This window comes from Corynebacterium sp. LaCa117, from assembly GCF_046717765.1.
Taxonomy (GTDB): Bacteria; Actinomycetota; Actinomycetes; order Mycobacteriales; family Mycobacteriaceae; genus Corynebacterium; species Corynebacterium kefirresidentii.
On sequence record NZ_CP177102.1, the window covers coordinates 2,255,329 to 2,276,892 of the forward strand.

General features: G+C 62.0%; 18 protein-coding genes. 9 read left to right on the forward strand and 9 right to left on the reverse strand.

Translation table 11 applies throughout. The annotated features are described in order from the left end of the window. Positions 1–11 precede the first annotated feature (11 nt). From ispF to ACLI1L_RS10985, 3 genes are read right to left on the reverse strand one after another with little or no spacing between them, the layout of a single operon-like run. On the reverse strand, positions 12–494 hold the full coding sequence (gene ispF, locus ACLI1L_RS10975; RefSeq protein WP_005329967.1) for a 2-C-methyl-D-erythritol 2,4-cyclodiphosphate synthase: 483 nt from the start codon (positions 492–494) through the stop codon (positions 12–14). After that, on the reverse strand, positions 487–1,236 hold the full coding sequence (gene ispD / locus ACLI1L_RS10980) for a 2-C-methyl-D-erythritol 4-phosphate cytidylyltransferase (RefSeq protein ID WP_411707548.1): 750 nt from the start codon (positions 1,234–1,236) through the stop codon (positions 487–489). Before ispD ends, ispF begins: the two co-directional genes overlap by 8 nt. Further along, positions 1,208–1,792 carry a CarD family transcriptional regulator gene (locus ACLI1L_RS10985; RefSeq protein ID WP_411707549.1) on the reverse strand — a complete coding sequence of 195 codons (585 nt, stop codon included), beginning with the start codon at positions 1,790–1,792 and terminating at the stop codon, positions 1,208–1,210. The genes ispD and ACLI1L_RS10985 overlap by 29 nt, the downstream gene beginning before the upstream one ends. A gap of 191 nt (positions 1,793–1,983) precedes the next feature. On the opposite strand from ACLI1L_RS10985, the gene ACLI1L_RS10990 reads away from it, so the two are divergent. Next, the gene (locus tag ACLI1L_RS10990) at positions 1,984–2,571 is read left to right on the forward strand and encodes a hypothetical protein (protein ID WP_394286730.1); all 588 of its coding nucleotides are present in this window, start codon (positions 1,984–1,986) and stop codon (positions 2,569–2,571) included. Between the two features lie 73 nt (positions 2,572–2,644). Beyond that, positions 2,645–4,006, forward strand: a complete 1,362-nt coding sequence (radA, locus tag ACLI1L_RS10995; protein ID WP_411707550.1) for a DNA repair protein RadA — start codon at positions 2,645–2,647, stop codon at positions 4,004–4,006. 3 nt (positions 4,007–4,009) lie between these two features. Here the strand turns inward: radA and ACLI1L_RS11000 are convergent, their stop codons facing one another. Both ACLI1L_RS11000 and ACLI1L_RS11005 read right to left on the reverse strand, forming a co-directional pair. Next, positions 4,010–4,702, reverse strand: a complete 693-nt coding sequence (locus tag ACLI1L_RS11000) for a hypothetical protein (RefSeq protein ID WP_394286728.1) — start codon at positions 4,700–4,702, stop codon at positions 4,010–4,012. A 63-nt stretch (positions 4,703–4,765) separates the two neighbouring features. Next, positions 4,766–5,380 (reverse strand): carbonic anhydrase, encoded by a 615-nt coding sequence (locus ACLI1L_RS11005; RefSeq protein ID WP_408918571.1) that lies wholly within the window; start codon positions 5,378–5,380, stop codon positions 4,766–4,768. Positions 5,381–5,415: 35 nt separating this feature from the next. On the opposite strand from ACLI1L_RS11005, the gene ACLI1L_RS11010 reads away from it, so the two are divergent. Continuing rightward, the gene (locus ACLI1L_RS11010) at positions 5,416–6,276 is read left to right on the forward strand and encodes an A/G-specific adenine glycosylase (protein ID WP_411707551.1); all 861 of its coding nucleotides are present in this window, start codon (positions 5,416–5,418) and stop codon (positions 6,274–6,276) included. 56 nt (positions 6,277–6,332) lie between these two features. Here ACLI1L_RS11010 and ACLI1L_RS11015 read toward each other — a convergent pair whose 3' ends face one another. Then, complete coding sequence (locus tag ACLI1L_RS11015) at positions 6,333–6,503, reverse strand: DUF4236 domain-containing protein (protein ID WP_080970400.1); 171 nt, start codon at positions 6,501–6,503, stop codon at positions 6,333–6,335. A 58-nt stretch (positions 6,504–6,561) separates the two neighbouring features. On the opposite strand from ACLI1L_RS11015, the gene ACLI1L_RS11020 reads away from it, so the two are divergent. After that, positions 6,562–7,773, forward strand: a complete 1,212-nt coding sequence (locus ACLI1L_RS11020) for a lipase family protein (protein WP_411707552.1) — start codon at positions 6,562–6,564, stop codon at positions 7,771–7,773. Positions 7,774–7,861: 88 nt separating this feature from the next. Here ACLI1L_RS11020 and ACLI1L_RS11025 read toward each other — a convergent pair whose 3' ends face one another. Further along, positions 7,862–10,612 carry an ATP-dependent Clp protease ATP-binding subunit gene (locus tag ACLI1L_RS11025; protein ID WP_411707553.1) on the reverse strand — a complete coding sequence of 917 codons (2,751 nt, stop codon included), beginning with the start codon at positions 10,610–10,612 and terminating at the stop codon, positions 7,862–7,864. 222 nt (positions 10,613–10,834) lie between these two features. Between ACLI1L_RS11025 and ACLI1L_RS11030 the strand changes: the two genes are divergently transcribed. Then, positions 10,835–12,067 carry a serine/threonine protein kinase gene (locus ACLI1L_RS11030; RefSeq protein WP_411707554.1) on the forward strand — a complete coding sequence of 411 codons (1,233 nt, stop codon included), beginning with the start codon at positions 10,835–10,837 and terminating at the stop codon, positions 12,065–12,067. Positions 12,068–12,141: 74 nt separating this feature from the next. Here the strand turns inward: ACLI1L_RS11030 and ACLI1L_RS11035 are convergent, their stop codons facing one another. Next, positions 12,142–13,554 carry an MDR family MFS transporter gene (locus tag ACLI1L_RS11035; protein WP_411707555.1) on the reverse strand — a complete coding sequence of 471 codons (1,413 nt, stop codon included), beginning with the start codon at positions 13,552–13,554 and terminating at the stop codon, positions 12,142–12,144. A gap of 111 nt (positions 13,555–13,665) precedes the next feature. Here ACLI1L_RS11035 and ACLI1L_RS11040 point away from each other — a divergent pair, with 111 nt between their 5' ends. The 3 genes from ACLI1L_RS11040 to crtI are packed head-to-tail and all read left to right on the forward strand — an operon-like array spanning position 13,666 to position 17,543. Continuing rightward, positions 13,666–15,102, forward strand: coding sequence for a GuaB1 family IMP dehydrogenase-related protein (locus tag ACLI1L_RS11040; protein WP_411707556.1), 1,437 nt, complete (start codon positions 13,666–13,668; stop codon positions 15,100–15,102). 25 nt (positions 15,103–15,127) lie between these two features. Beyond that, entirely contained in the window at positions 15,128–16,003 is an 876-nt protein-coding gene (locus tag ACLI1L_RS11045; RefSeq protein WP_411707557.1) for a phytoene/squalene synthase family protein, read from the forward strand. 10 nt (positions 16,004–16,013) lie between these two features. Beyond that, positions 16,014–17,543: a phytoene desaturase family protein gene (gene crtI / locus ACLI1L_RS11050; RefSeq protein ID WP_411707558.1), complete on the forward strand. Its 1,530-nt coding sequence runs from the start codon at positions 16,014–16,016 to the stop codon at positions 17,541–17,543. 62 nt (positions 17,544–17,605) lie between these two features. Here crtI and lysS read toward each other — a convergent pair whose 3' ends face one another. Next, on the reverse strand, positions 17,606–19,183 hold the full coding sequence (gene lysS, locus ACLI1L_RS11055) for a lysine--tRNA ligase (RefSeq protein WP_086588204.1): 1,578 nt from the start codon (positions 19,181–19,183) through the stop codon (positions 17,606–17,608). A 190-nt stretch (positions 19,184–19,373) separates the two neighbouring features. On the opposite strand from lysS, the gene ACLI1L_RS11060 reads away from it, so the two are divergent. Next, positions 19,374–21,476 (forward strand): PhoX family protein, encoded by a 2,103-nt coding sequence (locus tag ACLI1L_RS11060; RefSeq protein ID WP_086588205.1) that lies wholly within the window; start codon positions 19,374–19,376, stop codon positions 21,474–21,476. The last annotated feature ends 88 nt before the right edge of the window (positions 21,477–21,564 follow it).

Genomic DNA, 21,564 nt, shown 5'->3' on the forward strand with positions numbered 1-21,564 from the left:
AGTGTGGTGGGCTAGGCGCGCCAGACGACGGCCGTGGCAACCGCCGCGCGGCCCTCCTTACGGCCGGTAAAGCCCATATGGTCCGTCGTGGTGGCGGAGACGGACACGGGGGCACCAAGGATTTCGCTCAGTACCGCTTCGGCCTCTTCGCGGCGCGGGCCCATCTTGGGGGTCTGGCCGATGAGCTGCGCTGCGGCGTTGCCGATGATAAAGCCTTCGGATTCGAGGAGTTCGCGGCATTCGCGCAGCAGTTTCGCTCCGGATACGCCGTCGTATTCGGGCCTGCCGACACCCACGAAGGAGCCGAGGTCGCCGAGGTGGGAGGCGGATAAGAGGGCGTCGACAAGCGCGTGCGCTACCACGTCGCCATCGGAGTGGCCCTCGCAGCCAGCATCGCCCTCGAAGAGCAGGCCGGCGATCCAGCAGTCCTTGCCGGCCTCGATCTGGTGGGCGTCGGTGGCGATGCCAACACGCGGGATAATCGGGTTAGTCATGGGTCTCCTCAGTCAGGGCGTGGGCCAGGGTGAGATCGATGGGCGTGGTGATTTTGAACGCCAGGGTATCGCCCGGCACGGTTGCCACGCGCTCACCGTGCCATTCCATGAGGCTGGCGTCATCCGTAGCGGTGAATTCGGGCTGCTCGGCCCAATAATCGAGGTTGGCTTGGCGCAGCGCAGGCAGGCGGAAGGCCTGCGGGGTTTGCACGGCGCGCAGGCGGGAGCGGTCGGGAGTGCTCACCACGGCGTCGGCCGCGACTTCCTTGATGGTATCGGCCACGGGAACCACGGGCACGGCCGCGGGGGCGCCTTCCAGCACCCGCTTGGCGACGCCCCGCACCATCGCCGGCGGGGTCAGCGCACGGGCCGCATCGTGGATGAGCACCACGGCGTCCTCGTCCGGGATTGCTTGCAGGCCGGCCCACACGGAATCGGCGCGCTCGCTGCCACCGTGCACGAGGCGAATGGGGGCGGCGCTTGCAGCGCCAGTAGCGCCAACGGCGTCGATGCGGCCGATAATGCGCGCGGCCTCAGCCTCCATGTCCGGGCTGACCAGGACGATGACTTCATCGACTACCCCGGAGGCCAGCAATGCTCGCAGGGAGCGTTCTAGGAGGGTGCGGCCGCGCAGCTCGACATAAGCTTTGGGCACCTCGGCGCCGAGGCGGGTTCCCTGGCCTGCGGCCGCGATGAGCGCGATGACGCGCTGTTTAGTCTTCGTCGTCGAAGGAGAGGTCATCGAGATCGATGTCGTTGTCGATATCGGTGGTGATGGACTTATCATCTACCAATCCGGCGGCGCGGTGGCGCTCGATGGTGGCATCGATTTCTTCCATCATGGTGTCGGCCTTCTTCTCATCGACCGGCTTGGCCAGTGCGAGCTCACCTACCAGGATGGTGCGGGCCTTGCCGAGCATGCGCTTCTCGCCGGCCGAAAGGCCGCGATCCTGGTCGCGGCGCCACAAGTCACGCACAACCTCGGCGACCTTATTGATATCGCCGGAAGCCAGGCGCTCCTGGTTAGCCTTATAACGGCGGGACCAGTTGCCGGCCTCTTCGACGTCCTCGTCACGCAGCACGGAAAAGACCTTTTCTAGGCCTTCCCTGCCCACGACGTCGCGTACGCCGACGTTATCGGCGTTCTTGATGGGCACGCGGACGACCAGGTCGGACTGGTTGATGTGCAGCACCAGGTATTCGAGCGTCTCGCCGCCCATTTCGCGGGTCTCGATATCCTCGATGACGGCCGCACCGTGGTGCGGGTAGACGACGACCTCGCCGACCTTATACTCCATTGCCACTCCTTATGTTCCCGATTTATCCCGGTTGACTAAGGCCGCTATTTTATCACGCACGGCCGCCCCGACTGCGGATACCCCCGTATACCCCCACGGTCTACCCGCCCGATTTGGGACAACTGTGTACTTTATTGCGAAAGGGACTAGGCTAAAGCGTTGACAAGCCCTGTGATCGCAATTGATGGAGGATGCTCAACGTGCAGTCCCTGAAGTCCGCCGCCCGCCGCGGTGCCATTATTTCCGTTACCGCCGTCTCCGCTCTGGCGTTGGCTTCTTGCTCGGCGGGTCATGTCACCCAGACCGCTCAAAAAGTGGCTGCGGTCGATGGCGCTTCTGCAAGCACGGAAGATAATAAGGCTGCAGTTCGCGATGTCACCATCCTGGTAGAGCCGGACGGCACTGCTGCGCTGAAGTTCAGCGCCATTAACCAGGGCTACGACACCGATGTCATCTCCTTGGAGTCCGTGAAGGTCGATGGCCAGCGCGTTGAGATGAAGCAGCCACAGCCGCTGCACCGCGATGAATCCATCATCGCTGATTCTCAGAAGAACCTGGAGGCTACCCCTCAGCAGGATTCCGAAACCGTCCAGTACATCGCCACCAAGTTGAAGAATGATGACTACGGCTACGCCGGTGACCGCCCGGTTACCTTCGAGTTCTCCAATGGCTCCATCGACGTAAACGCCACCATCGCTGCCACCCAGATGCAGTCCGGCGAGTTCGACCGCGACGTCGAGTCCTCCGAGGGCTACACCTCCGAGGCCCCGAAGAACTAAGCCACACTACTTTCCAGCCCCGCTCCCAGCCCGTTTCGGGCTGGGAGCGTCTGTGTGTTTTAGGCTAGAAGCCATGGCCAAGAAAACCCGCCCCATCCATACCTGTTCCGAATGCGGCTACGTCTCGCCCAAATGGCTCGGGCGATGCCCGGACTGCGGTGCGTGGGGCACGCTGGAGGAAAAGGCACCGGTGGTGGCGGTGCCTGGGGCGCCGGCAAGCAAGGGCGTAGCCCCGTCGAGTCCCGCACAGCCGATTACCAAGATTGGGGCGCAGGCAACAAAGACGGTGCGCACCGGCATCGGCGAGTTGGATCGCGTGCTGGGAAGCGGCATCGTGCCGGGTTCAGTGGTGCTTATGGCCGGCGAGCCCGGCGTGGGCAAATCCACACTACTGCTGGAAGTAGCCTCGCGGTGGGCACAGCTCGGCCGCACCGTGCTCTACGCGACGGCCGAGGAATCCGCCGGCCAGGTCCGCTCCCGCGCCGAGCGCACCGGCGCCCTGCAGGAAACTTTGTATTTGGCGGCCGAGTCCAACTTGGATGGGGTCTTCGGGCACGTCGATAAGCTGCAGCCTAGCCTCATCATCGTCGATTCGGTACAGACCATGCATGCCGTAGGTGTGGAGGGCGTATCCGGTGGCGTGGCACAATCGCGCGCGGTGACGGCCGCGCTGACGTCATTGGCGAAATCCACGGGCATTCCGGTGCTGCTGGTCGGCCACGTCACGAAGGACGGCAACGTGGCCGGGCCGCGCGTGCTGGAGCACCTTGTCGACGTCGTCTTAAACTTCGAGGGCGACCGCCAATCCAGCCTCCGCATGCTGCGCGGCATTAAAAATCGCTTTGGTGCCACCGACGAGGTGGGCTGCTTCGAGCAGACCTCCGGCGGTATTCGGGAGGTAGCGGATCCCTCCGGGCTCTTCCTCTCGCACCGCGGTTCTACGCCGGATGGCTCGGCCGTGACGGTCGCGATGGACGGTGTGCGGCCGATCTTGGCGGAGGTACAGGCGCTGACGGTGGACCCGGTGGCGAAAAACCCGCGGCGGGTGGTTACCGGGCTAGATTCCAACCGCGTGCCGATGGTGCTCGCGGTGCTCCAGGCCCGCGCCGGCCAGCGCACCAATGATAAAGATGCCTACGTCGCCACGGTCGGCGGCATGCGCATTACGGAAACCGCGACGGATTTGGCGGTGGCGCTGGCGACGTGGTCCTCGTTGCACGAGCAACCGCTGCCGGCCAAGACGGTTGTCATTGGCGAGGTGGGCCTGGCCGGCGAGTTGCGTCCAGTGCCCAATGTGGAGCGGCGCTTAATGGAGGCCGCGCGGCTGGGTTATAAGAACGCGATTGTCCCGCGCGGGGAAATCGAGCCGGTAGAGGGCATTCGCGTCCACCAAGCTGGGACGCTAGGGCAGGCCATCGTTGCGGTGGCGCGGTAGCGCCTAGCGCAGCGTGAAGTCCTGCGGCGGGGAGGAGTTATCGCCAATGATGGTGTGGGCGAAGTAGGCTCCTGGTTCAGCCGCGGGACGATTGGTGCATTCACCCGGCTTGGAGGCTTGGCGAGACCATTCGGCCTCGAATTTTACGTCCTTGCCGGCCGGGAAGGTCTGCGAGCCGGTCTGCACGGAAGCATAGCAATCCGTATCGGACCACACGCGCTCGTTATCGGCCATCTTGTAGACCTCGAAGCGCAACAGGTTCTTGTCTAGGTCGATCTTGCAGTCTGCGGCCGTGGGGTTGGTAACCGTCATGAAGAACTTCGGCAGTTCGCCCTCCGGCACGGAGTAGTTCAACATGGAGGTGCGCACCTGGAGGTCTGCCAGGTCGCAGGTCTTCTTTGCTGCCTCGGAGCTCGCGGCCGCGGAGCTGGAGGGCTCGCTTTCGGCAGACTCGCTTTCCGACGCCCCCTCGGCCGACGCCTCCGCGGAGGTCGCGGAGGTTTCTGGGGCGGCAGAAGATGAGGTCTGCTCCGGCGTAGGCGCGGGTGCGGCGGTATCGGCCGGCTCATCGCTGCTGCCCCCGAAGGCAGCCACAGCCGCCCAGATCAGCACCACGACCAGCACGAGTACGATGATGAGCGCCGCTACTCGTCGGCGCTTGTAAATCTCTTCTGGTAGGGGCTTTTTCTGCGTCACGCTGTCAATTTTAAGCGGTGGGCACGGGCCGGTGCGCTAAGCCCGCGCCGCGTGTCAGGCGGGCTAGTCCACCCCGAAGGTCTGCAGGGTTTCCACGCTGGAATCTTCCAGCAGGTAGCGCGCGCCGATAACGCCCAGGGCACCCTCGTCGAGCAGACGGCAGACGTTGGGCACGCTGGCAACCAGCTGGGCGACGGTCTGGCGGGTGTGCTCCCGCTCGACGTCGTCAGTCGTGGCATGTGGACCCGCCACCAGTGCGGAGGCGGCAACCTTCTCGATAATGGGGCGCTGCAGGCCAGTGGGCAGCTCGCCGCCGGATACGAAACCGGTAGCCGCGCCCACCGCACCGCAGGATTGATGGCCGAGGACTACCAAAAGGTTGGGTTTGAGGGCGGCGAGGGCGTAGTCGAGGGAGGCTAGGACGGCGTCGTCAAGAATGTGGCCCGCGGTGCGGATGACAAAGGCATCGCCGAAGCCGATATTGAAGACGTGCTCGATAGGGGCGCGGGAATCGGAACAGGAAATGACCACCACGCGGGGATCCTGGCCGTGAGTTAGGCCCTCGCGGTTATAAATCTCGCGCACGTCGACGGTCTCGCCGTCCAGTACGCGCTGATTTCCCGCCTTAAGGGCCTCCCATACGGCCTGCGGTTCGTGGGCAACATTACGTAAAGGCATAGGCCACATTCTAATGCCCTAGACTATCTCCCACGATGGATTCGCAAGCTCTTCTTTCCTGGTTCGATGCCAATGAACGAGACCTGCCCTGGCGCCGGCCTGGCACGAGCGCGTGGGGCGTGCTGCTCAGCGAGGTCATGAGCCAGCAGACCCCGGTCGCGCGCGTGGCTCCGGTGTGGGAGGAATGGATGCGGCGCTGGCCCACCCCTGCAGACTTTGCCCAGGCCACCCGGGCGGAGGTCCTGCGCGCCTGGGGCAAGCTGGGCTACCCGCGGCGCGCGCTGCGCCTGTGGGAGTGCGCGGCGGCCATTGGCGAAGGCGAGGTACCGGCGGACGTCGATGAATTGCTGCGCCTGCCGGGCATAGGTGACTACACCGCGCGCGCCGTGGCCTGTTTTCATTTCGGGGTCAACGTGCCGGTGGTCGATACCAATGTGCGGCGGGTTTATACCCGCGCAGAAGAGGGCCGATTCCTTGCGCCGCAGCCATCGAAGCGGGAGTTGGCGGCCGTAGCAGAGCTTTTGCCGGCCGAAAATGGGCCGCGCTTTTCAGCCGCGCTTATGGAGCTAGGCGCGCTGGTGTGCACGGCGAAGAATCCCGCCTGCGAGCAGTGCCCGCTGCGCGCGAGCTGTGCGTGGCAGCTCGCTGGCCGGCCGCAGCCCAGTGCGGAGGAGCAGGCGCGGGCGAAAAAGCGGGTGCAGAAGTTTGTAGGCACAGACCGGCAGGTGCGCGGCAAGATTTTGGATGTGTTACGCGCAGCGGACGGGCCGGTTCCCCAGTCCGAAATTGATGTGGTCTGGCCCGATGCGGCGCAGCGCTCCCGCGCGTTGGCTTCGCTGCTTGCCGACGGCCTCGCCGAACAAAACGACGCCGGCCTATTCCACCTACCCATTTAGGCTCCTAATAATGACCGGCTATATCCGCAGGTCGCGATCCTGTGGGTGTGATCTGCTTAACGCCAGCGGCCGCGGAAATTGAAACCTCCGGGCAGATTCACCCACATGCCACCGCGAGAATTGAATGTGACCGGTCCTACCTTGGTAGACATCGACGCGCCGGAGCCGGAAACGTTGATCCAGCTATTCTTGCCGGTCTTTTTCCTTGAACGATACTGAAGTCCCATAGGCATATATTTTAGCAATTTCGCCTCCACCCTTCCTACGGCGCAGTAGGTTTTGGATATGGAAAAGATTTGCATCAGACTTCTAACCGTTTGTTCGCTCATTCTCGGTTCCCTGCTAGTTCCACCCGCAGCGCAGGCTGCGGTAACCTCAGCGCGGCCATCGCCGCACGCACTCGACGGGGTCGGCCGCGGACAGGTATTCACCTATGACACCACCACGGATGGCGGTCAGCCGATTCAGGCCTCGGCAACCTTGTATGAGCCAAATGCGCCGTGGCGCGGTAAAGGCGAACGCCCCACCATCATCTTTGCGCCCGGCACCCGCGGCGCCGGCGACCAATGCGCACCATCGCGCGCCGGCATGGGCCTAGGCTCGGTGGGGCTCAGCAAGGTCGGCTCCCCTACCATCAATGCCAACTACGAGTACGGCTTCTACATGGGCGCGCTCCACCATGGCGCCCGGGTGATCGTCGCGGATCTCATCGGCTTGGGCATGCCAGGCCACCACACCTATGTCAATCACATTGAGGAAGCGCACGCCATGCTCGATGCCGCCCGCTCCGGATTGGAGCTAGCCCACGCTCCAGAGGACGCCCCTATCGGCTTTGCGGGCTACTCGCAAGGCGGCGGCGCCTCGCTAGCCGCAGCGGAGTTCGCCGATTCTTATGCACCTGAGCTCAACGTGGTCGGCACCTACTCCGGTGCCCCGCCGGCTGACCTGCCCAAGGTAATGAAAGCTATCGACGGTTCTTCCATCGTCCACGTGCTGGGCTACGCCATCAATGGCTTTGCCGAGCGCAACCCCCAGTTCCGCGACGCAGTACTAGAAGAGCTCAATCCTCGCGGCATCGACTTCTTGCGCTCGGCGGCCACCAGTTGTACGGGTGACTCCATCCTCATGTGGGGTTTTAGCAGCACGCGCCAACTCACCCGCACCGGGGAATCGCTTTCTGAGCTAGTAGAGCGCAAGCCCATCATCAAAGAAACCTTGCTGCGGCAGAACCAGGGCAAGCACCCGCTGAAGGGCCCGGCGATGATCGCTAGCTCGCCGCACGATGACCTCATTCCACACCAGCAGGTCCGCGCAGTCGCCGGGGCATATTGCCAGATGGGTGGAACCGTGGACTTCATAGCCGCGCCCGGCACCGCCACGATTCCAGGCGCAGGCGCCGACCACGCTTTACCGCTCTACATCAACGTCCCGGTGGGCTTGAAGTACCTCTTTGACCGCTTCGACGGGAAACCGGCGCCGTCCAATTGTGCTGGCTAGAGATCCCGAGCATAAGAAAACTGCACGCAACGAAAAACCACCCAGCCTCGCAGAAAAGCGAGAAGCTGGGTGGTCTTATTTTTCCGGCTTACATCGGCTGGCCGGCGCCTGCTGGCGGCGGGTTATGGCCGTCGTCATCGGAGTCAGAACCAGACTCTAGGTCGGTACCAGCGGCGGTGGAACCGCCGTCACCTGGGACATCTGGGGTGATGGTGTCAGGCTCGCTAGAGTCGGTGGACTCGGCGTCGTTGTCGCGCACCTCGGCGTCGTCAAGCTGAGGCTCCTCGGAGTCGTCCGGCAGAGGCTTCGGGCGCGGGCTGAAGGTGAACTTCGCGCCCGTATTGTCCTTAGATTCGCCGTCCCAGCCCTCGACGTCGACGGTGATGATTTCACCGGCACCGATTTCGCCGAAGAGGATCTTTTCCGAGAGCTGATCCTCAATCTCGCGCTGAATGGTGCGACGCAGCGGGCGAGCGCCCAAGACCGGGTCGAAGCCACGCTTGGCCAGGAGGTTCTTGGCCTTGTCCGTAAGCTCGATGCCCATATCGCGCTCCTCCAGCTGCTTGGCCACGCGGCCGATGAGCAGCTCGACCATCTCCACAATCTGCTCCTGGGTGAGCTGGTGGAAGACAACGATGTCATCGATACGGTTCAAGAACTCCGGGCGGAAGTGCTTCTTCAGCTCGTCGTTGACCTTCTGCTTCATCCGATCGTACTGGGCATCCGCATCATTTTCGGAAGATCCAGTAAAGCCCAAGCCCACCGGCTTCGAGATGTCCTGGGTACCCAAGTTCGACGTGAAGATGAGAACGGTGTTCTTGAAGTCAACAACGCGACCCTGGCCGTCGGTAAGCCGGCCATCTTCCAGCACCTGCAGGAGGGTGTTGTAGATCTCCTTGTGGGCCTTCTCAATCTCATCAAAAAGCACAACGGAGAACGGCTTGCGGCGAACCTTCTCGGTCAGCTGGCCACCCTCTTCGTAGCCGACGTATCCCGGAGGGGCACCGAAGAGACGAGAAGCGGTGAAGCGGTCGTGGAATTCACCCATATCGATCTGGATGAGGTCATCATCCGAACCGAAGAGGAAGTTAGCCAGGGACTTCGATAGCTCGGTCTTACCCACACCGGACGGGCCGGCGAAGATGAAGGAGCCGGATGGACGGCGCGGATCCTTGAGGCCTGCACGGGTGCGGCGGATGGCGCGGGAGACGGACTTGACCGCCTCGTCCTGGCCAATGATGCGCTTGTGCAGCTCTTCTTCCATGTTGAGCAGACGGTTGGATTCCTTCTCCGTTAGCTTCAGCACAGGGATACCGGTCCAGTGCGCCAGCACCTCTGCGATCTGGTCTTCGCCAACCTCGGCGATTTCCTCGAGGTCACCGGAACGCCACTGCTTTTCCTTCTCAGCGCGCTCCTCACCCAGCTTGCGCTCCTTATCGCGCAGGCCAGCTGCCTTTTCGAAGTCTTGGGCATCGATGGCCGCTTCCTTTTCCTTGCGGACCTCAGCGATGCGGTCATCGACCTCGCGCAGGCCCTTTGGTGCGGTCATGCGCTTGATGCGCATGCGCGCGCCAGCCTCATCGAGAAGGTCAACGGCCTTATCCGGCAAGAAGCGGTCATTGATGTAGCGATCCGACAGGGAAGCTGCAGCGTGCAGCGCCTCATCGGTATAAGACACGCGGTGGTGAGCCTCGTACTTATCGCGCAGGCCCTTCAAAATCAAGAAGGTGTCATCCAGGGACGGCTCGTCTACCTTAACCGGCTGGAAACGACGCTCGAGGGCGGCATCCTTTTCGATGTGTTTGCGATACTCATCCAAAGTGGTAGCACCGATGGTCTGCAGCTCGCCACGGGCCAACTTTGGTTTGAGCAAGGAAGCTGCATCGATAGCACCTTCAGCAGCACCAGCACCGACCAAGGTGTGGATCTCATCGATGAACAAGATGATATCGCCGCGCTGGTTAATCTCCTTGAGCACCTTCTTCAGGCGTTCCTCGAAGTCACCGCGGTAACGAGAGCCGGCCACCAGGGAGCCTAGGTCAAGCGAGTAGAGCTGCTTGTCCTTGAGGGTTTCTGGGACCTTGCCGTTGACGATGTCGAGCGCCAAGCCCTCAACCACGGCGGTCTTACCAACGCCCGGCTCACCGATGAGGACCGGATTATTCTTCGTGCGGCGAGAGAGCACTTGCATGATGCGCTCTACCTCGGACTCGCGGCCAACGACAGGATCCAGCTTGCCGTCCTTGGCAGCCTGGGTGAGGTTGCGGCCGAATTGATCAAGCACCAGGGAATTGGAACGCTCACCGGAACCACCGGAGCCGCCACGAGCGCCGGCGCCAGCACCTGCACCGACTGGACCGGAGCCTTGGCCAGTGGAGGAGCCACCCTCCTGCTGTCCACCTTCGTAGCCGGACAGCAATTGGATAACCTGCTGGCGCACGCGTGGCAGGTCGGCGCCGAGCTTGGTCAGCACCTGCGCGGCGACGCCATCGCCCTCACGAATGAGCCCCAGCAGCAAGAACTCAGTACCGATGTACTTGTGTCCCATCTGCAGGCCCTCACGCAGGGAGAGCTCAAGAACCTTTTTGGCACGTGGAGTAAAGGGGATGTGGCCGGTGTGTGGCTGGCTACCCTGGCCGATGATTTCCTCAACCTCACGGCGGACATCCTCCAGGGAAATACCCATGGATTCCAGTGCCTTGGCAGCGACGCCTTCGCCTTCATGGATAAGGCCGAGCAAGATGTGCTCGGTGCCGATGTAATTATGGTTAAGCATGCGTGCTTCTTCCTGCGCCAAAACGATGACGCGGCGAGCACGATCGGTAAACCTCTCGAACATGATTCCCCTATACTTTCGCTTCTAATGTGTCACCCACTCTAACGCGGCAATCCGCCGATCATTTCCGGTTTTGCTCCCAGATGCCCGCAATACCGCGAGAATTCCCCATCTTCGCAGCTCACACGGGTGTACGCCGGTAGCGAACAGGGGCACGGGCATGTAATCTGGAATCGTTTTATTGTTCCCTGCTCCTCTTTCGCACTGTTTAAGGAAATCTCCACCGTGCCGCAACTTCCTGAGTTCTTCGCCACCCAACACAACCTGCACGAATTGGCAGTAGTGGATGAAGCTCCTTCCTCCACGCTCTTCGCCGTGGAAGACGGGGCCACGCATCAGCCGTTGAGCGTGGAGATTTTCGCCCCAGGAATCACCGGCATGGTGGAAAAGTCCACCGCGCTACATGGATTACACCACCCGGCTATCGCACCGCTGGTAGGCACGGGCACGACCGCAGACGGGCAAGAGTTCATTGTCCGCGAGGGATTTGTCGGCACCCAGCTTTCGCAAGTTCCCAATAATCTCAGCCGTGCGGACGCAGCGGAGATCTTTGGCCCCCTGGCCGGTGCGGTGGACTTTTTGATCTCTCGCAAACAGGCAGGCTTTGCGGTCCATGGGCTGAGGGAGGCCCGGGTGGGCGTCGACAAGCAGCGGCAGATTTCGGTTCTGGCCGCGGTCGGCCCGTCGGGTGAGGAGCACGGCGACGCGGTAGAAGCATTCGAGCAACTCGTCGCGCGCAAGTGCCCGGACTATAAGGCCACCGGCACGGCGGATAGCGCCAAGGATGTGGTGGCGCATCTGCGACCGCAGCGCGAGTTCGATACCGCGCAGATCCCGCGCGTGCAAGCCCCCGAACCGCGCCCCCAGCAGCAATTCGCCCCGCCGCAGCCACAGCCGCAGCAGCAGGCGATGGCCCAGCCCATGGGGCAACAGCCCATGGGGCAGCAACCCATGGGGCAACAGCCCATGGCGCCAGCGCCGCAGAAGAAGGGCAAGGGCGGTCTCATTGCGTTGATTAGCGTGCTGGCGGTGGCCGCGATTGCCGCCGCGGCGGCGCTGTGGTTCTTTTTGTCCTACCCCAGCTGGAATGACAAAGAACAAAACCTGGCGGATGCGTACCCGAACCTGGTGAGCTCCCGTAGTGGCCAGGAGGGCTTCGATGGGGCAAAGTGTTCCTCGCGTGAGCCGGAGTCTGGCCAGGAGGCCAAGATTTCCTGCGTGGGCGATGGGTTTAGCTATATCGTGACCTACTACCCCAGCATAGAAGAGCGCGATGCCATGCTTCCCGACGCCGAGCCGGTGGAGCTTTCCAATGACCAGTGCACCATCCAAAGCTATGAGACCACCGCGGATGTTCCTACTTACGTCATGGCCGTTGAAGGCACCCAATCCGCGTTCCTCGTGTGGGGCGATAAGGCTGAAAACGAGCGGCTGAACCTGCCGCTGTGCGCCTCTTAAATCGCACCTCAGAGTTTCCGGCCCGCCGCGCATAGCGTGTGCGGGCCTTATGCCTGTCCTAGTAGCTACTCCGTCTACGGCACGCGCTTGAGGAAGGGGGCCAGCACAATAACCACCAACGAGAGCACGGCTGCAAAAAGGAATGCCCAGTGTGCACCGTGAGCGGTGGCAGCAGCATCATTCATGCCTTGTGCCAGGCCAGACTTGGTGCCACGGCTAAGGAACGTCATCAAAAAGGCGGTGCCGGCCGCGCCCGCCAGCTGCTGCAAAGTATTAAGGATGGCGGAGCCGTGCGAGTAGAGCTCATCCGGCAGGGAGGCCAGGGACGTTGTCATCAATGGCGTCATCATGAGCGCAATGCCAAGGGCGAATAGGACGTGCATAGCAATGACCATCCACACAGCGCTGTCCTCAGTGAGCAGGGTCATCAGCCACGTGCCCGCGGCAAGGAGAAGGGCACCGGGAATCATCAGCGGACGGGGCCCGTGGATATCATAGAGACGGCCTACCATCGGGGAGATGCCGCCTTGCAGCAAGCCGCCGGGCATGACCACGAGCCCGGTGACCAGGGAGCTTACCGCCAAAGAGGTCTGCAGGTAGATGGGCAGGACATTGACAACGCCAAGCAATAGACCGAACATCAAAAGCATTCCGAGTACCGCCACGGTGAAGTTCGGAACCTTAAATGGTCGCATATCCAGCAGGGCGCGATTGTCTTTAGCGAGGCGCACTTGCCGGAGGGTAAAAAGCGCCAAGGCCACAAGTCCTATGGCGAGGACGAGGATGTCTATGAGGCCTTCGCCCTCCAGAATATTTTCTAGGGACGATACGGCATATACCAACCCGCCAAAGGCAAGGACGGACAAAATAACTGAGGGGAAATCCAGCGGGGTATCGCGTTTATCGCCCACGTTGACTAGGCGGAGGTAGCCGGCGACGCCGATGAGGCCGAGCAGCGGAACCATAGTCCAGAAGATGACGTGCCAGGTGAACATGCTAAGAACCAGACCACCCACCGTAGGTCCGAGCGCTGGGGCCACGGAAATGACCACGGAGATAATGCCCATGACGCTGCCGCGACGTTGCGGCGGGACGAGGGTCATCGCCACCGTCATCAAGGTGGGGATCATCAACGCAGTACCCGCCGCTTGGAAAACGCGCCCCACCAGCAAGATGCCGAAGGCTGGGGCGAGTGCCGCAAAGACTGTACCGGCAAGGAATACACCCGCAGAGGCGAGAAAGATCTGGCGGGTGGTGAATTTATCCATGAGAAAGCCGGTGGTCGGGATGACCACGCCCATGGTGAGCAGGAAACCGGTAAGCAACCACTGGGCGGAGGTAGCCAGGATGTCAAAGTCCGCCATGATGGCAGGCAATGCCACCGAAAGGGCGGTCTCGTTCAAGATCATCACCATCGCACCAAGGACGAGGATGGTGAGGTTGATTTTTACCTCTGCGGAAATGTGCGGATCTGGTTTCTGAGACACTCAGATAGGATACTGAGGCCGCCGATATGGGGAAAGTCGGGGAGTATAATTTTAGTGTCTTCCTCCGCGCGGTCAGACCGCGCCACCCGAATATATAGAGAGGCCATCCCAGTGCGTTTTCTCCAGGATTCCCGCCCGCCGTACGAATTGACCTACTCCGATGTGTTCATGGTGCCCAGCCACTCCGAGGTGGGCTCGCGCCAGTCGGTGGATCTCACCACTGAGGACGGCACTGGCAATACCATCCCGCTCATCGTGGCCAATATGACCGCCGTGGCCGGTCGCCGCATGGCCGAGACCATCGCGCGCCGCGGCGGGCTCACTATCCTGCCACAGGACCTATCCCTGGATGCGGCCGCAGAGACCATTGCTTCCGTGAAAGCGGCTGACTTGGTCTATGACACCCCGATTACCGTGAAGCCGCACCACACCGTGGGCTATACCAGCAACCTTTTGCACAAGCGCGCTCATGGCGCCGCCATCGTGGTCGAAGGGGACATGCCCATCGGCATTATCACGCCGAAGGATCTGCGCGGGCAGGATAATTTCACCGCCGTCGGCCAATTGATGACCACGGATCTGGTGACGCTGCCGGTGGGCATTAACCCACAGGAGGCTTTCACCAAGTTGCGCAAGACTTCCCGCAAGCTGGCGCCGGTGGTCAACCCGGATGGCACCCTGGCCGGAATCCTCACCAGGAAGGGGGCGGTGAGGGCGAAGATGTATAAGCCGGGCGTCGACAAGCAGGGCCGGTTACACATTGGTGCGGCCGTGGGCATCAACGGCGATGTGGAAGGCCGCGCCCGTGCCCTAGCGCAGGCGGGAGCCGACGTCCTAGTCATTGATACCGCACACGGGCACCAAGACAGCATGCTCACCGCTTTGCGCAAGGTAAAAGCGCTGGACTTGGGGCTTCCCATTGCTGCCGGCAATATCGTCACAGCGGAGGGCGTGCGCGAACTGGCGGCCGCCGGCGCAGACATCATCAAGGTCGGCGTGGGCCCGGGCGCGATGTGCACCACCCGCATGCAAACGGGTGTGGGCCGCCCGCAATTCTCGGCCGTCCTGGAGTGCGCTGCGGCAGCCCGCGAGGTTGGCGCCCATGTCTGGGCCGATGGCGGCGTGCGCGACCCGCGCGATGTCGCTCTTGCCCTGGCCGCCGGTGCCTCCAATGTCATGATCGGATCCTGGTTCGCCGGAACCTTTGAATCCCCAGGTGACCTGCACAAGGACGCCGATGGCGCCTTCTACAAGGAATCCTTTGGCATGGCTTCGCGCCGGGCAGTGCGCGGCCGCAACTCCGATACGGAGGCCTTCGAGCGCGCCCGCCGCGAGATGTTTGAAGAGGGGATTTCTACCTCTCGTATCTACCTCGACCCCGAGCACGGCGGCGTGGAGCATCTAGTGGACCGAATCATTTCTGGCGTCCGTTCCTCGTGCACTTACGCCGGCGCCAATTCCTTGGCTAGCTTCCGCGAACGCGCCACTGTGGGCGTGCAGTCCGCCGCCGGGTTCGCGGAGGGGCAGCCGCGCGCCACGAACCGTTAATGGGCTGCATGCTACGTTGACAGATATGCTTTCTCGCTATGACCAAGCGGCCTCCCGCGCGGCCGCACAGGTTATGGGGCGCTACTCCACCAGCTTCTCGCTGGCCACGCGGCTCTTGCGCGGGCGGGTGCGCGCCGATATCCGCCACTTATACGCGGTGGTGCGCATTGCCGATGAGCTTGTCGACGGCGCCGCTGCCCAAGCCCACACCGACCCCGCCGCCGCACTGGATGCCTACGAGAAAACCATCCTGGCCGCACCGCAGCAGCGACTGCACACGGATCTCGTGGTCCACGCTTATGCCTTAACCGCGCGTCGCTGTGGTTTCCCCCGCGAGTACCTTGTTGCCTTCTTTCACTCCATGCGTGCGGATCTCACCCAGCGAGAGTATTCCCCATCGGAACTGCAGGACTATATCTACGGCTCAGCGGAAGTCATTGGGTTATTGTGCCTGCAAATTTTCTTGGCCGAAGAGGACGTCTCCCCCGCTGACCGGGCCGCCATGGAGCGCGGCGCGCGCGCTCTAGGGTCAGCCTTTCAGAAGATTAATTTCCTGCGTGACCTGGGTGAGGATAGCTCCACTTTGGGCCGAACCTATTTTCAGCAGGCCCCATCGGGACGGATTGATGAGGCAACCAAGTCCGCGCTCATCGCAGAGATCCGCCAGGAGCTCGCGACCGCCGCGCTCACCATCGACGTGCTCCCGGCTTCCGCGCGGGTCGGTGTGAGCGCGGCGGCGGATATCTTTGCCGAGCTCACCAATCGCCTCGCCGCCACTCCGGCTACTGCACTTCCCACCACGCGCGTATCCGTGCCGAACCACACCAAGGCTTGGCTTGCGGCCCGCGCGGTGCGCCGTCGCGGCCACAGCAACCAGACCCCGCCCCTAGCCGGAGATTAAGGAGAACAACATGCACGCCGTCGTCATCGGAGCCGGCATCGCCGGCCTCGCCACCGCCGCTTTGCTCGGCCGCGAGGGCTACGAGGTCACCGTCGTGGACTCGCTGGATGAGGTAGGCGGGCGCGCCGGCAGCTTTGCGGAGGCCGGCTTTCGCTGGGATACCGGCCCCTCGTGGTACCTCATGCCCGAGGCTTTCGATCACTTCTTTGCGCTGTGTGGCACCTCCACCGAGGCGGAGCTGGACATGGTGGACCTCTCCCCCGCCTACCGCGTCTTTCATGGCGATGCGCCGATGGACGTGCACTCCGGGATCGAGGAAGTCACCGCGCTTTTCGAGTCACTGGAGCCCGGCGCGGGGGAGAAAGTACGCACGTACTTAGCGCAGGCCAGCGATACCTATGAGATGGCGCTTAAGCACTTCCTTTACACCACCTTCTCCGCGCCGCTGAACCTGGTGCACCGCGATATTCGCACCCGGATTTCGCGCCTCATGGCTCTGCTGACGGTAAACCTAAAGCAGTACGTGGGCCGAACGTTTTCTGATGTCCGCCTGCGCCAAATCTTAAGCTACCCGGCGGTCTTTTTGTCCTCCGAGCCGGCCGCCGCACCGGCACTGTATTCCCTGATGAGCCACACCGACCTGGTGGAGGGCGTGCGCTACCCGCAGGGTGGATTCGCCGCCGTGGTCCAGGCCATCTACCGGCAGGCACGGAAGTTTGGCGCCACCTTCCGCTTGGGCGAGGAGGTGACCTCCATTAAGGTTGCCAACCGGCAGGTCACGGGCGTGCGCACGAATAAGGGCGCCATCCACGCCGATATCGTGGTCTCCGCGGGGGACTTGCACCACACCGAGACTCAGCTTTTGCCGCCGCAGCTGCGGACGTACCCGGAGCGCTACTGGGGCCGGCGCAATCCGGGCCTGGGTACTGTGCTCATCTTGGCCGGGGTGAAGGGCGAGCTGCCCGAGCTGGCACACCATACCTTGCTCTTTAGTAAGGACTGGGATCCGGATTTCCGCGCCGTCTATTCCGGTCCGGAGCCTTCCCGGCCGTTGGGTGCCTCAGAGTCCATCTACGTGTCCAAGACCTCAGCCACCGACCCGCACGTAGCGCCCGCGGGCCACGAAAACCTCTTCATTCTGGTGCCGGTGCCGGCCGCGGAGGCGCCCGGGTTCGGCAATGCCTACCACGCAGAAGAATCCGAGCGCGTTGCCGCGATTGCCGACGCCGCCCTTAACCACATCGCAGCCACGGCCGGGGTGCCGGATTTGGTAGAGAGGGTCGTCGTCAAGCGCACGCTCGGCCCTGCCGATTTTGCCGAGCGCTACCATGCCTGGTCGGCCGGTTCTATTGGGCCCGCGCACACGCTGCGGCAATCGGCGTTTTTGCGCGGACGCAATGCCTCGCGCAAGGTAGACGGCCTCTACTATGCAGGGGCTACCACCGTACCGGGCGTCGGTGTGCCAATGTGCCTGATTTCGGCCGAGAACATTATTAAGCGCCTGCGGGGCGATACCTCCGCCAGGCCGCTTTCGCACTAGCCCAGGCATGGCAAAAGCCGCCAGCCACGCGGACTGACGGCTAGCGATTGGCCGCTGGGCGGCTACTTCTGCTCTGGCTTAACCAGTGGGAAGAGCACGGTTTCGCGGATGCCCAGACCAGTCAAGGCCATCAGCAGGCGGTCCATGCCCATGCCCGTACCGGCTGTAGGCGGCATGCCCTGCTCCATAGCGGCGAGGAAGTCCTCATCCAGCACCATGGCCTCATCATCGCCACCGGCGGCCAGGCGGGCCTGATCCTCGAAGCGCTCGCGCTGGATAACCGGGTCCACGAGCTCGGAGTAGCCGGTTGCCAGCTCGAAACCGCGCACGTAGAGGTCCCACTTTTCGGTCACGCCCGGCTCGGAACGGTGCTGGCGGGTCAATGGGGAGGTCTCAACCGGGAAATTCTTGACAAAGATAGGGCCTTCGAGCTGGTCCTCGCACAGGACCTCCCAGATCTCCTCGACCAGCTTGCCGTGGCCCCAGCCGCCGTCCTTAGGGACGTCGAGACCAATGACGTCTGCAATGCCCTTGAGCGTCTCGACGTCAGTATCGATGGTGACCTCCGGCTGGCCCGGGAACTTGCGCTGCAGGGCCTCGTTCAGGGACGGGTACATCTCGATTTCCGGCCATTCTTCGCCACCGAAATCGAACTCGGTGCCATCGGCAAGGGTGACGGTGGTCGAGCCGAAGACATCGCGGGCAACAGCTTGGATGGACTCGCGCGTCATGCGGGCACAATCGTTGTAATCGCCCCACGCAGCGTAGGTCTCCAGCATGGCGAACTCTGGCGAGTGGGAGCGGTCAACGCCCTCATTGCGGAAGTTGCGGTTGATTTCGAAGACGCGGTCAATGCCGCCGACGACGGCACGCTTCAAGTACAGCTCTGGAGCGATGCGCAGGTAGAGGTCAATATCCAGCGCATTGGAGTGGGTGATAAACGGGCGAGCGGCTGCGCCACCGTGCAGGGTCTGCAGCATCGGGGTCTCGATTTCTACAAAGTCCTGGCTTTCCAGGTAGTTGCGCAGCGCGCGCATGACCTTGACGCGAATCATGGCGTTCTTGCGGGCATCTTCGCGGATAATGAGGTCGTTATAGCGCTGGCGCACGCGGGTATCTTCAGCCATATCGGCGAAGGACACCGGCAACGGACGCAAGGACTTAGCGGCCATGGTCCATTCGGAGACCATGATGGACAGCTCGCCACGGCGCGAAGAAATCACGCGGCCGCGCACGGAGATGAAATCGCCCAAGTCGACGTCGGACTTCCAGGCGTCGAGGCGCTCCTTGCCTACCTCAGCCAAAGAAAGCATGGCCTGCACCTGGGTGCCATCGCCATCCTGCAAGGTGGCGAAGCACAGCTTGCCGGTATTGCGCATAAAAATAAGGCGACCGGCAATGGCATGGGTAACCTCGGTTTCCTCACCAGGGGCCAGGTAGGTTACGCCCTCTTCGTTGCCAGGCTCTTCGCCTTCAGCCACGACGCGGAAATCATGGCGCAAATCCTTTAAAGAGATGGTGCGCTCAACGGTTACCGGGTAGGCCTCTACGCCGGATTCCAGCAGGCGATCGCGCTTTTCGCGGCGGATGCGCAGCTGCTCAGGGACATCGTTTACTTCATTATTCTTCTGCTCGCTCACGTTAGCCAAGGGTAGTCGATCCCCACCGCAGCACGCGATTTAGCCCACGCCACCCTCTCCCGGGAAAGGATTTACGCATAATTCACTTCACTGTCACCTCGGGGTCAACACACAGTTACGAAGATGACCTTTTATATATGGCTGTCCCCATATGTAATCAATATTTTTCGACATTTTTGGAGCAATACCCATGGCGCTTAAGGGCCGCAATCTTCTCTCTAGTCTCTTTGCATCCTCTCGTTCCAGCCTGACCTGCACTTACAAGTGTGGCAATGCGTGCTTCGGAGAGTGCGAGAACAAGTCCGATAACCCGTACTTCGGCGACCAGTTCTCCCGTCGTACCGCCCTGCGCGCGGGCAGCCTGTCCGTTGTAACCGTCGGCGGCGGCGCCGCGCTGGCTGCCTGCTCCAACCCGGATGATGCCTCCAACGAGGCGTCTTCTTCCGAGGGCAAGGGCGGCAAAACCTCTGAGGCGAACGTCGAGCTCACCTCCGCCGAGGGCATGAAGTTCGACCCAGTACAGCCGAATGAAAAGGACGAAGTAGTCATCCCGAATGGCTACGAGCAGTCCGTCCTCATTGCCTGGGGCGATCCGCTGTTTAAGGACGCACCGGAATTCGATGACAAGAATCAGACCGCCGAGGCAGCTGAGAAGCAGTTCGGCTTCAACAATGACTTTGCCGGTCTTATCGAGCACCCAGACGATGACAACCGCCTTATCTACGTCTGCTCCCACGAGTACACCACCGAGCCGCAGATGTTCCCCAACTACGATGCGGATAACCCGACCGAGGAGCAGGCCAAGATTGGCTGGGCTGGTCACGGTCACTCCATCGTGGAAGTATCCAAGGTTGGCAACACCGGTGAGCTCAAGCGCGAGTTTGGCCCACTCAACCGCCGCATTACCGCCACCACCGAATTCACCTTGGTCGGCCCAGCTGCCGGTTCCGAGTTTGTAAAGACCTCTGCCGATAAGACGGGCAAGAAGGTCAAGGGCACTTTGAATAACTGTTCCGGTGGCATCACCCCGTGGAACACCATGCTCTCCGGCGAAGAGAACTTTGACCAGTACTTTGCACACGCCAAGCTGGATGACAAGAAGGCGCAGGAGTCGCTGGAGCGCTTCGGCATGGAAGATGGCGAGTCCCAGCGCAAGTGGGAGCGCTTTGATAAGCGCTTCGACGTCTCCAAAGAGCCGAACGAGCCGAACCGCTTCGGCTGGATCGTAGAGATTAACCCACTAGATCCTAAGTCCACGCCGGTCAAGCACACCGCTCTGGGCCGATTCAAGCACGAGGCCGGCAACATCCACATCGCCTCCGATGGCACCGTGGTGTGCTACGCCGGCGATGACTCCCGCTTCGAGTACATCTACAAGTTCATCTCCACCAAGAAGTACAAAGAGGGCGATATCGAGCACAACCTCACCATCTTGGACCACGGCACCTTGTACGTAGCCAAGGTAGAGGGCAACTCCCCAGCCGACGAGATTGACGGCTCCGGCGTGCTGCCCGAAGACGGTGCCTTCGACGGCGAGGGCAAGTGGATTAAGCTGCTGACCTCCGATACGGAAAACAATAAGTTCGAGTCCCACGTTGACGGCATGTCCGCCGAAGAGGTTGCGGTTTATACCCGCGAGGCAGCCGATAAGGTGGGCGCCACCAAGATGGATCGCCCTGAGGATATGCAGGTCCACCCAGACTCGGAGAAGGTCTACGTGGCCCTGACCAACAATAAGTACCGCGGTGCTACCGGCGAGGACGCCAAGAAGAACAAGGAAGAGCCGATGGAATGGGCTCCCGTCAAGGAGAACAAGAACGGCCTGGTCATGGAGATTGAAGATGACCACGCTGGTGAGAAGTTCACCTGGAACCTCTTCCTGGTCTGTGGTGATCCGAAGGAGGCTAATACCTACTTCGGTGGCTTTGACAAGGAGAAGGTGTCCCCGATTTCCTGCCCGGATAACCTGGCCTTTGATAGCCACGGCAATCTGTGGATCTCCACCGACGGTAACGCGCTGGAGTCCAACGATGGCCTCTACGCGGTGACCACCGAGGGCGATACCCGCGGTGAGCTGAAGTGCTTCCTTACCGTTCCGGCAGGTGCCGAGACCTGCGGGCCCATCGTCACCGATGAGCGCGTGATGGTCAACGTCCAGCACCCAGGTGAAACCGATGACGCCACCTTTGAAAAGCAGACCTCTCACTGGCCTGACGGTGGCAAGTCCACCCCACGCCCGGCAGTGGTTGTGGTGTGGAAGAAGGACGGCAACATCGGCGTCGATAAGAAGTAACCACTACCTGGTTTAAGTACCCACCGCGCGGCCCTTGTTCCTGCTCGAGCAAGGGCCGCGCTTTTTGTCTATCCACGGCGACTGAACC

Bases quoted from the DNA above. Each gene is read 5' to 3' on its own strand.
- ACLI1L_RS10985 (WP_411707549.1), bottom strand. From the start codon at position 1,792: ATGGAGTATAAGGTCGGCGAGGTCGTCGTCTACCCGCACCACGGTGCG.
- ACLI1L_RS11060 (WP_086588205.1), top strand. From the start codon at position 19,374: ATGGCGCTTAAGGGCCGCAATCTTCTCTCTAGTCTCTTTGCATCCTCT.
- radA (WP_411707550.1), top strand. From the start codon at position 2,645: ATGGCCAAGAAAACCCGCCCCATCCATACCTGTTCCGAATGCGGCTAC.
- ACLI1L_RS11015 (WP_080970400.1), bottom strand. From the start codon at position 6,503: ATGGGACTTCAGTATCGTTCAAGGAAAAAGACCGGCAAGAATAGCTGG.
- ACLI1L_RS10990 (WP_394286730.1), top strand. From the start codon at position 1,984: ATGCTCAACGTGCAGTCCCTGAAGTCCGCCGCCCGCCGCGGTGCCATT.
- ACLI1L_RS11020 (WP_411707552.1), top strand. From the start codon at position 6,562: ATGGAAAAGATTTGCATCAGACTTCTAACCGTTTGTTCGCTCATTCTC.
- ACLI1L_RS11045 (WP_411707557.1), top strand. From the start codon at position 15,128: ATGCTTTCTCGCTATGACCAAGCGGCCTCCCGCGCGGCCGCACAGGTT.
- ispF (WP_005329967.1), bottom strand. From the start codon at position 494: ATGACTAACCCGATTATCCCGCGTGTTGGCATCGCCACCGACGCCCAC.
- ACLI1L_RS11005 (WP_408918571.1), bottom strand. From the start codon at position 5,380: ATGCCTTTACGTAATGTTGCCCACGAACCGCAGGCCGTATGGGAGGCC.
- ispD (WP_411707548.1), bottom strand. From the start codon at position 1,236: ATGACCTCTCCTTCGACGACGAAGACTAAACAGCGCGTCATCGCGCTC.
- crtI (WP_411707558.1), top strand. From the start codon at position 16,014: ATGCACGCCGTCGTCATCGGAGCCGGCATCGCCGGCCTCGCCACCGCC.
- ACLI1L_RS11025 (WP_411707553.1), bottom strand. From the start codon at position 10,612: ATGTTCGAGAGGTTTACCGATCGTGCTCGCCGCGTCATCGTTTTGGCG.
- ACLI1L_RS11010 (WP_411707551.1), top strand. From the start codon at position 5,416: ATGGATTCGCAAGCTCTTCTTTCCTGGTTCGATGCCAATGAACGAGAC.